Consider the following 10,105-nt stretch of genomic DNA (forward strand, 5'->3'; position numbering starts at 1 on the left):
TTTCAAAGAGCAATTTGTTACTGCGTCGCTCGTAGGCGACTTAAATAATATATCATGTTGCGATTGCTTCGTCAACACTTTTTTTAAAGTTATTAACTGATGTCCAACAGCAACTTTTATATAATAACAACTCTTGCCTGGTTGGTCAATAACTTTTTCACAAAAAAGCTATTTTCAGAGAGAGTTTTTTTAAGAATAATAGATTCTTGCCTTTTTCAAAATCATGGGTTTAAAAAGATACCGTAAACAACGAAAAGCATAAAAAATGCCGCTTTCCACAAGCGGCATTTTCATTAACTTCATCAGCTAATCATTATATAATCCATGTCTGAATCGCAACAAGTGCAAACACACCAGGTATTCCTAACAATCCAGAAACCGCTGCTGTTGCTAAATTGATTGGTACATAAACTCCGAAGCTGGTTCCGAAAGCATTAAGAAAAAATAAAAAGATGGCTCCGATTAAAATCTTTACTGCACCCTGACCGATAAAACGAAGTGGTTTTGTTGGTGCACCTATAACCAGCAGCAGGAAGATCAATCCGCCAAGGATCGATATGACAACTACAGGATCCATACTGTTCCCCCTTATTTCAATGTCTTGTACTAATTTTTATGTACAAGTTATCAAAATAAGACCTTATAGTATGGAAAATACATGCTACCTTGCCTTAATCGTAATTTTCCTATGTTTTGCTTCCTTAAATAGAAAGAAGTACTTTGCTTCGGCAATCTTTGCTTCGGTGATAAACTCTTCTGATGGATCGAAGCTTCTTTCAACCAATAGCTTTTGATTATTCCAGTTTGTCTTCATGGTGTTAAGCTGTTCCATTAATTTTTGGTCGAATTCTTTTCTAAGCCACTTTTTTTTACGAAACAACATGACTTTCCTCCAGTTGAATTTATCGCGTAAATCAGTCACGATCCCGGAGAGGAACCGAGTCAGCTTCCTGTCCGAAAAGCATTTCAAGGTTCGATGGTAACTGGGGATTTCCTCGAATTACACTTCCCGGCGTCCTTCCAACGCTTTGGAGAGCGTGACCTCATCAGCGTATTCAAGGTCACCGCCGACTGGCAGTCCATGTGCGATACGCGTGATCTTAATGCCTGATGGTTTTAACAGCCGGGAAATATACATGGCTGTTGCTTCTCCCTCTATATTGGGGTTAGTTGCAAGGATTACCTCCTGAACAGTCTCATCCTGAAGCCTCTTTAATAGATCGGGTATATTGATGTCTTCCGGACCAATGCCATCCATTGGCGAAATCGCTCCATGGAGTACATGATACAAGCCGTTGTATTCCTTCATTTTTTCCATGGCTATCACATCTTTTGGGTCCTGGACTACACAGATGTTGCTTCGATCCCTGCGCTGGTCTTCACAAATATAACAAGGATCCTGGTCAGTGATATGGCCGCAAACTGAACAATATGTCAGATTCCTCTTGGCATTTACAAGTGCTTTCGCGAAATCCAATACGGTTTCTTCCTTCATGCTCAAGACGAAAAATGCCAGACGAGCGGCCGTTTTAGGGCCGATACCCGGCAATTTCATAAAGCTGTCGATCAGCTTTGATATGGGTTCAGGATAATGCATTCTTTTCTATTCCTCCTAGAACATTCCCCCAGGAAGGTTCATTCCTTTTGTGAATTGTCCCATTGTCTTGTTTGATAGTTCTTCTGCTTTTTTCAATGCATCATTCGTTGCCGCAAGCACTAGGTCTTGAAGCATTTCAACATCATCCGGGTCAACAACTTCGGGTTTGATTTGAACATCCACAATTTCCTTGTGTCCAGTTACGATGACTGTAACCATGCCGCCGCCAGCAGTTCCTTCGATCTTTTCTTCACCTAATTGAACTTGTGCTTCTTCCATCTTCTTTTGCATCTTTTGCATTTGCTTCATCATATTTTGCATATTACCCATTCCACGCATCATATTAACGTACCTCCAATTTTAATCTTGAATTTGTATTAATTCATCGCCAAATAATTTCTTAGCTTCAGCAATCAGCGGGTCTTCATTAGCTGATTGCCCTTCATCTGCCCCATCGCCTCTTTGGCTGATAAAGCTTTCCCTTATTTTAAGCCACTGGTCTTCCGGCACACCTATTACCTGCAGCCTCTTGCCCGTGTATTCATACATGGCACCGCTGACGGTCTCGACAAACCTGGTGTTTTCCATTGCCATTTGACAGTGTATTTCATATTTGAATTTTATCACTACAGCTGCATCGGATGCAGCAACTGGCTCAGCTTCGTTCAACAATGCAGCCTGTGATCGCATTTGTTTTGCCGCGAGCATCTCAAGAAGATCGCCCCAACGGCTTTTGATTGTCTGCAGGTCTGCCTTTGTTGCATTCTTTAACACTTCATTGATTTTACCTGCAGGTGCCTGGAACCCTTTCCGGTTAGCACGCGGCGCTTTTTTTGCAGCCGCTGCAGGCTCACTCGCAGCTTGACCAGGATTTTGCTGGAAATATGCAAGTTTTCCCTCAAGCTGTTCTATCCTTTTAAGCAATGGCTCGACATCCACATTGCTGGGCGGAGATTGGTTTTCCAGCTGGCATAGCTTCACAATAGCGACCTCAAGGAAAATACGCGGATGGTTTGTCCAGCGCATTTCTTGCTGTGCTTTGTTCAACACTTCTATTAATTCATAGATTTGAGCCGAATCAATTTTATTGGCCAATTCCTGAAAATCCTCATCGAGCATGACTCGTTCCATGGACTCTTCAAGAGCAGGAGCTGCCTTATACAGAAGCATATCTCGGTAAAAGTAAATTAGGTCCTCAATGAACCTTGCTGGGTCTTTCCCTTGCATGAGCAATTCTTCCAACGCTTCCAGTCCGGCTGCAGCGTTCCGCTCGTAAATCGCATTCGCTAGCTGATTAAGAAAATTTTGTGAGACTGTACCGGTTACAGTTAATGCATCCTCAAGCGTAACCCTGTCCTGGCTGAATGAAATCGCCTGGTCAAGCAAGCTCAAGGCATCCCTCATTCCGCCTTCTGCTGCCCTTGCAATAATCTGCAAGGCTTTTTCATCGCAATTAACTCCAGATTCCTCAACAATTTGCTTCATCCTGCCAACAATAGCCTGGGCCGTGATTCTTTTAAAATCAAATCGCTGGCATCTTGAAATGATCGTTAATGGAATCTTATGCGGCTCAGTCGTTGCGAGGATGAAGATGACATGCTTCGGAGGCTCTTCAAGAGTTTTGAGCAGCGCGTTGAACGCCCCGACGGAAAGCATATGCACTTCGTCTATGATGTATACTTTGTACTTCACGACGTTTGGTGCATATTTAACCTTGTCGCGAATATCCCTGATTTCTTCAACACCATTATTTGAAGCGGCGTCGATCTCGATCACATCGGGTATGGATCCGTCCGTTATTCCACGGCAGGCATCACACTCATTACAAGGTTCGGTTGTCGGAGCTTTTTCACAGTTAACTGCTTTTGCCAAAATTTTTGCAGCACTCGTCTTTCCGGTTCCACGCGGTCCCGAAAAAAGATAGGCATGTGATATTTTTTGTTGAAGCAGAGCATTTTGCAGTGTCGTTGTGACGTGTTCCTGCCCGACCACATCAATGAACTGCTGTGGACGCCAGACACGATATAAAGCTTGGTAGGCCAATGACACCGCTCCCTTCGTTTTATTATCTTTCCTATTATAACGCATATTTTTTTCAATTTCACTTTTACAAATGGAAAGTTCAAGGTTTTTTCTCGTCTTTCTTGAAACAACAAAAAACTCATCTCCGCAAAGGAAATGAGTTGGTTGTTTATTATATAACTGCCGCGCACCTTCCGTCGACTGAATACCATAAGCGTTACTTAAGCAGTTAGCTCGGCCCAGGCAACCCTGCGGCACATGGGAGCGTCCACTTAATGCTGCTTCCTTCCGGACCTGACATGGTTCATGGATTCCCATTGCGCAGGACCCGGGCGTCAACACTACTTACTCAAGGCAGACCCTACAGTAAAACAGCCTCGGGAAGGAGTTCATCCCCGCTAGAGCGGATTGCGGGTACAGGGCACCGCTACCTCCCCGACTAGCACGGCAAAATTGAAACCTTGTTTAGTTGTGTCTCAAGGACACATACATAGTATACTAACTTCGCCTATAAAAATCAATGTTTATTGGCTGTCAATTCCTGTCTCCTGTTCCAATGCCTCTTTTGCCAGTCTTTTCATACGTTTCTTTTTTTCGCGCAGGTTCCTGAAGAAATCGGATAACAGTGCACTGCATTCCTCCTCCAGGACGCTAGACACTACTTCACTCTGGTGGTTAAAGCGTTCATCCTGGAGTATGTTCATGAACGTCCCCGCACATCCGCCCTTAGGATCTACGGCGCCAAAAACCACTTTTTTCACTCGTGAAAGCATGATTGCACCCGCACACATCGGACATGGTTCAAGCGTGACGTAAAGGACCGCATCTTCAAGCCTCCACGTCCCGAGCTTCGAGCAAGCTTCATCAATCGCCAGCACTTCCGCATGGGCAATCGAACTTTGCCGTGTTTCACGAAGATTATGAGCGCGGGCGATGATCTCATCATTATGCACAATGACAGCTCCGATGGGTACTTCATCTATTTGTCCCGCTTTTTTCGCCTCTTCTATCGCTTCATACATATATCGTTCATCTGGAGTTAGTTCAGTTGACATCTTATCCTCCATTAATTCATTAAGTGATTTATTCCCATGTGGTTTAAGAATCCTCCTGCGGTCTAAAAATATAGCAAAGGAGAGGAAGTACATGACTAAAACAGCCTTATTAATCATCGATATGATCAACGACTTTAACTTTGATGCTGGAGAAGCATTGGCTGATCATACTAAGAAAATAATTGATCCTATTTTACAATTGAAAAAGAAATTTAACGAAAAAGGTCTGCCTGTCATCTATATTAATGACCATTATAATCTATGGCAGGCAGATTTCGAAAAAATAATGGAGTTTTGCTGCAATAAAAAAAGCGAGGATATCATCAATGAGATTTCTCCTGAAAAGGACAAGGATTATTTTTTGATAAAACCAAAGCATTCTGCTTTTTACGGAACGGCACTTAACACCTTGCTCCAGCAACTGGACGTTGATACTCTGATCCTGACGGGTATTGCCGGTAATATTTGTGTTCTCTTCACCGCCAATGATGCCTATATGCGTGAGTATAACCTCATGATCCCTGCGGACTGCATCGCTTCAAACAACGATGAAGATAACGAATACGCTTTAACAATGATGAAAAATGTATTGTCTGCAGAAACTAAGCCAGCTAATGAGCTTGATTTATAACATACTGCATTTTCTTCCTTCATACAATGGTTGTAGCGCTATTAAGCCAGGGAGGGAAGAAGATGCAAATACATGTTGTGCGCCCTAATCAGAGATTATCACAGATTGCCCAGATCTATGGGTCATCCGTTCAGGATATTACAGAAGCAAATGAACTTCCTAATCCGAATAATCTTGTGGTTGGCCAGGCAATGGTCATTCCGATCGTCGGCAGCTTTTACTGGGTCCAGCCCGGTGATTCTCTGTGGTCAATCTCAAGGAAGTTCGGTATTGCTTATCAAGAGCTTGCAAGGATTAATGGAATATCTGTCAATCAGCCTCTTTCTCTTGGCCTCCGTCTCTATATTCCGCCACGGCCAAAAACAAGAGCGGAATTCAATGCGTATGTCGAACCGCGTGGGAACACCGTTGCTCCTGCACTAGAAACAGCTGCGCGCGAGGCTGCGCCTTATTTGACCTATCTTGCACCCTTCAGTTTCCAAGCCCTCCGTGATGGGTCGCTGAAAGAACCGCTTTTAAATGATTTCCCTGCAATTGCAAAGGCAAATAACAATACGCTGATGATGGTTATTACGAACCAGGAAAATGACCAGTTCAGCGATGAGCTGGGCCGAATATTATTAAATGATATGACAGTACAAAACCGTTTTCTGAACAATATTGTGAACACTGCGAAAAAATACGGCTTCCGTGATATCCATTTTGATTTTGAATTCCTAAGACCAGCGGACCGTGAGGCATACAACCAGTTCCTCAGAAAGGCAAGAGACCGTTTCAAGCAGGAAGGATGGCTCATTTCAACTGCCCTGGCTCCGAAAACAAGCGCTGCCCAGATGGGAGAATGGTATACGGCACATGACTACAAGGCACATGGAGAAATAGTCGATTTTGTCGTCATTATGACCTATGAATGGGGATATAGCGGCGGACCAGCTCAGGCAGTTTCACCAATAGGGCCAGTCCGCCAAGTGCTGGAGTATGCCACTACTGAGATTCCCCCTGGAAAAATCATGATGGGCCAGAACCTATATGGCTATGATTGGACCCTTCCGTTTGTGCAAGGGAGCGTCGCTAGGGCTATTAGTCCGCAGCAAGGCATTGAACTGGCTGCCAAGTACAATGTTCCTATACAATACGATACGAAAGCTCAGGCGCCGACCTTCAAATATAAAGCAGCTGATGGTAAGCAGCATGAGGTCTGGTTTGAGGATGCCCGCTCCATCCAGGCAAAATTCGATTTGATCAAAGAGTTGAAGTTGAGAGGGATGAGCTACTGGAAGCTAGGGCTTTCCTTCCCGCAAAACTGGCTGTTGATCCAGGAAAATTTCAATGTATTCAAAAGGCCCTCATAAATCTTAAGTCCTTCTTTTCATCCAGATATTATGAAATTACCTAAATTTTATAAAAAATTTCCACTCCGAAAAAATTTTACAGAATTCGATAATATTAGACAGGCGCAGTATTCATGCGGCTGTCTTGTTTTTTGTTAAAATTGGCTCTTAATATTCCGTATCCATTCTATGCCATGGTGTGATAAAATGGATTTTGCTATTTATATGCCAGAAATGTAAACCACATAGAAAAGCAAAAGCGCCTTTTTACTATAGAAAAATGTCGACAAAAAACGCCACGTCCTGTAGCAATGTTCGACGTCGCCTTACTTAGGCAAGCCTATGCTGATAGGCGCTGAAGCTAGATATTTTTCAAGGTGAGAATATACTATTGTTACTTTGAAACAACGGAGAGGGAGGACATGCTGTGGAAGGTACACCTTTTATAACGGTTGAAGGACCAATTGGCATCGGAAAAACATCACTTGCCCGTGCCATTTCCGAGCGATTTGAATTTGCTCTTTTAAAGGAAATTGTCGATGAAAATCCATTCTTAGGGAAATTTTATGATGATATCGAAGAATGGAGTTTCCAGACCGAGATGTTTTTCCTATGTAATCGGTACAAGCAGCTTGGAGATATTAATGAACATTACATCAGCAAGAACAAGCCTGTCGTTGCTGATTACCATATTATGAAAAACTTAATCTTCGCACAGCGTACTCTTAGCGAACAGGAATACAATAAGTACCTCGCTATTTATCAAATCCTGACAAAAGATATGCCAAAGCCTAATGTCATCATCTATCTTACCGCCAGTCTCGACACGCTCTTAAAGCGAATCAAGATGCGTGGCCGTGAAGTTGAAAAGAACATCAGCCCACTATACCTTGAGCAATTATCTCTTGATTATGAACAGGCTATGTTCCAGTTCGAACAGGAGCATCCTGAAATCCCTGTTCTTCGCTTCAGTGGAGATGATCTCGATTTCGTTAAAAACGAAGCTGATCTGCAGCTGATCATAGACCAACTGACTGCATCATTAAGGAAAAGGAGCGTACAACCATGAATTTAAGATTAAAATATGACATTCCAGCCAATGCGGTCATCACGATTGCCGGTACAGTAGGAGTCGGCAAATCAACAATGACAAATGCCCTGGCCGATGCCCTCCGTTTCCGTACATCCTTTGAAAAGGTAGATACAAACCCTTATCTCGATAAATTCTATGCTGATTTCGAACGCTGGAGCTTCCATTTGCAAATCTATTTCCTTGCTGAACGATTCAAAGAGCAAAAAAGGATTTTCGAATATGGCGGCGGATTTATCCAGGACCGTTCGATTTATGAAGATACAGGCATTTTTGCAAAAATGCATTATGAAAAAGGCACAATGTCTCCTGTGGACTATGAAACGTACAAAAGCTTATTCGATGCGATGGTTATGACACCATACTTCCCACATCCGGACCTGTTGATTTATCTAGAAGGCTCAATCGATGACATTCTTGAACGCATTAAGCTGAGAGGCCGCCCAATGGAACAGCAGACACCAATATCTTACTGGGAAGAAATGCACGGACGCTATGAAAACTGGATCAACAATTTCAACGCATGTCCGGTCCTGCGTTTGAATATCAACGATTATGACCTTTTCAACAACCCAGAATCAATTGAACCTATTGTTGAGAAAATCGCAACTCACATTAAGCAGACTCAATTATTGAAAAAGTAAGCCGCCAATTAGGGCGGCTTTTATTTTGCATATGATATTTTCATGCACTCATGAAGTACTCCGGGAATATTCCTGGACCTCATTTTTAGCCAGTACTTTGAGCTAAACAGCTATTTAAAAATGGACATAAAAAAACCGCTACATGAGTAGCGGATTTTTCACACAATCTCCAAATTGTTTTTATGCGTTAATGCTTAATATTTAAATTAATGGAGGAGGTAGAGGGATTCGAACCCCCGCGCGGTGTTACCCGCCTGTCGGTTTTCAAGACCGATCCCTTCAGCCGGACTTGGGTATACCTCCGTATCGGACAAAAACTATAATATCATGTATTACATACATCGTCAACACAAATTCAAATATTTTTTTCAGGCAGGAAATATTCCTGCCTGAAAAGAAAATAGATTATCTTTTATTCTGGAGTGATCACTTCACGATTGCGCATGTATGGGCGCAATACTTCTGGAATGATGACACTGCCATCTGCCTGCTGGTAGTTCTCAAGAATGGCAGCAACCGTTCTGCCAATCGCAAGTCCAGATCCGTTCAATGTATGCACATGCTCTGGCTTCGCCTTTGGTTCGCGGCGGAAACGGATATTCGCCCGGCGAGCCTGGAACCCTTCGAAGTTACTGCAAGAAGAAATTTCCCGGTATGTACCATAGCTCGGAATCCAAACTTCGATATCGTACTTTTTAGCTGCTGTAAACCCAAGGTCAGCTGAACACATGCTTAGCACACGGTAAGGAAGGCCAAGCAGCTGCAGAACTTTTTCAGCATGTCCTGTAAGCTTTTCAAGCTCATCATAAGAATTCTCTGGCTTAACGAACTTCACTAATTCCACTTTGTTGAACTGGTGCTGGCGAATCAAGCCGCGTGTATCACGTCCAGCAGATCCTGCTTCAGAACGGAAGCATGCACTGTATGCCGCATAGCTGATTGGCAGCTCTTCACCGCTAAGGATTTCATCGCGGTGCATATTCGTTACAGGAACCTCTGCAGTCGGGATTAAGAAATAATCCTCGCTTTCAATACGGAACGCATCCTCTTCGAACTTAGGAAGCTGTCCAGTTCCAGTCATGCTTGCGCGGTTGACCATGTATGGAGGAAGGATTTCCTTGTATCCATGCTCATCAACATGCAAATCAAGCATGAAGCTGATCAATGCACGCTCAAGGCGCGCTCCTAAACCTTTATAAAATACAAAGCGGCTTCCGGTAACTTTCCCAGCACGTTCGAAATCCAGAATCTGCAGATGCTCAGCAACCTCCCAGTGGGGCTTTGGTTCAAATTCAAAATTGCGAACCTCTCCCCATTTGCGGGCTTCAACATTATCATCTTCGGTTTCCCCGATTGGAACACTCTCATGAGGAATGTTAGGTATGCTCAGCATAAGGTTTTCCAATTCTTCCTCAACCACACGCAATTGATCATCCAATTCCTTGATTTTGTCGCCTACTTCACGCATTTCGACAATTAGATGATCTGCATCCTGTTTTTCCCGCTTCAATGCTGCAACCTGCTGGGTAACTTCATTCCTGCGGCTCTTCAGTTGTTCAGTTTCAAGGATTAATTCCCTGCGTTTTACATCCAAATCCTCAAATTTGCCGAAATCGGTTAAATCTTCGCCGCGGTGTTGCAGCTTGTTTTTTACTTCTTCAAAATTTGCTCTTAAATACTTTACGTCTAGCACAATGATTCCTCCCTTTTCTTTTTGCTCTGTTAAACAAGGCTG

11 protein-coding genes, 1 tRNA gene and 1 other RNA gene are annotated in these 10,105 nt (G+C 43.2%); 4 read left to right on the forward strand and 9 right to left on the reverse strand.

What is annotated here, in order from left to right:
* Nucleotides 1-313: 313 nt before the first annotated feature.
* The 7 genes from V7201_RS22530 to tadA form a co-directional block, all read right to left on the reverse strand.
* Nucleotides 314-577: a pro-sigmaK processing inhibitor BofA family protein gene (locus V7201_RS22530; protein WP_335378997.1), complete on the reverse strand. Its 264-nt coding sequence runs from the start codon at nucleotides 575-577 to the stop codon at nucleotides 314-316.
* A gap of 84 nt (nucleotides 578-661) precedes the next feature.
* Nucleotides 662-883: a YaaL family protein gene (locus tag V7201_RS22535; RefSeq protein WP_207503267.1), complete on the reverse strand. Its 222-nt coding sequence runs from the start codon at nucleotides 881-883 to the stop codon at nucleotides 662-664.
* Nucleotides 884-1,000: 117 nt separating this feature from the next.
* The gene (gene recR / locus V7201_RS22540; RefSeq protein ID WP_335378998.1) at nucleotides 1,001-1,597 is read right to left on the reverse strand and encodes a recombination mediator RecR; all 597 of its coding nucleotides are present in this window, start codon (nucleotides 1,595-1,597) and stop codon (nucleotides 1,001-1,003) included.
* A gap of 15 nt (nucleotides 1,598-1,612) precedes the next feature.
* Nucleotides 1,613-1,939 (reverse strand): YbaB/EbfC family nucleoid-associated protein, encoded by a 327-nt coding sequence (locus V7201_RS22545; RefSeq protein ID WP_170169213.1) that lies wholly within the window; start codon nucleotides 1,937-1,939, stop codon nucleotides 1,613-1,615.
* A gap of 18 nt (nucleotides 1,940-1,957) precedes the next feature.
* Entirely contained in the window at nucleotides 1,958-3,640 is a 1,683-nt protein-coding gene (gene dnaX / locus V7201_RS22550) for a DNA polymerase III subunit gamma/tau (protein ID WP_335378999.1), read from the reverse strand.
* A 162-nt stretch (nucleotides 3,641-3,802) separates the two neighbouring features.
* An RNA gene (gene ffs, locus V7201_RS22555) (signal recognition particle sRNA large type) lies at nucleotides 3,803-4,067 on the reverse strand.
* A gap of 76 nt (nucleotides 4,068-4,143) precedes the next feature.
* On the reverse strand, nucleotides 4,144-4,674 hold the full coding sequence (gene tadA, locus V7201_RS22560; protein ID WP_335379000.1) for a tRNA adenosine(34) deaminase TadA: 531 nt from the start codon (nucleotides 4,672-4,674) through the stop codon (nucleotides 4,144-4,146).
* 91 nt (nucleotides 4,675-4,765) lie between these two features.
* Between tadA and V7201_RS22565 the strand changes: the two genes are divergently transcribed.
* The 4 genes from V7201_RS22565 (at nucleotide 4,766) to V7201_RS22580 (ending at nucleotide 8,370) form a co-directional block, all read left to right on the forward strand.
* Nucleotides 4,766-5,305, forward strand: coding sequence for an isochorismatase family cysteine hydrolase (locus V7201_RS22565; protein ID WP_335379001.1), 540 nt, complete (start codon nucleotides 4,766-4,768; stop codon nucleotides 5,303-5,305).
* 62 nt (nucleotides 5,306-5,367) lie between these two features.
* On the forward strand, nucleotides 5,368-6,657 hold the full coding sequence (locus V7201_RS22570) for a glycoside hydrolase family 18 protein (RefSeq protein ID WP_335379002.1): 1,290 nt from the start codon (nucleotides 5,368-5,370) through the stop codon (nucleotides 6,655-6,657).
* A 406-nt stretch (nucleotides 6,658-7,063) separates the two neighbouring features.
* Nucleotides 7,064-7,705: a deoxynucleoside kinase gene (locus tag V7201_RS22575; RefSeq protein WP_335379003.1), complete on the forward strand. Its 642-nt coding sequence runs from the start codon at nucleotides 7,064-7,066 to the stop codon at nucleotides 7,703-7,705.
* Nucleotides 7,702-8,370, forward strand: coding sequence for a deoxynucleoside kinase (locus tag V7201_RS22580; protein WP_335379004.1), 669 nt, complete (start codon nucleotides 7,702-7,704; stop codon nucleotides 8,368-8,370). The genes V7201_RS22575 and V7201_RS22580 overlap by 4 nt, the downstream gene beginning before the upstream one ends.
* 210 nt (nucleotides 8,371-8,580) lie before the next feature.
* Here the strand turns inward: V7201_RS22580 and V7201_RS22585 are convergent.
* Nucleotides 8,581-8,673: transfer RNA gene (locus V7201_RS22585), tRNA-Ser, on the reverse strand.
* Between the two features lie 109 nt (nucleotides 8,674-8,782).
* Nucleotides 8,783-10,063: a serine--tRNA ligase gene (gene serS, locus V7201_RS22590; RefSeq protein ID WP_335379012.1), complete on the reverse strand. Its 1,281-nt coding sequence runs from the start codon at nucleotides 10,061-10,063 to the stop codon at nucleotides 8,783-8,785.
* Between the last annotated feature and the right edge of the window lie 42 nt (nucleotides 10,064-10,105).

The organism is Bacillus sp. JJ1122 (assembly GCF_036964885.1).
Taxonomy (GTDB): Bacteria; Bacillota; Bacilli; order Bacillales; family Cytobacillaceae; genus Mesobacillus.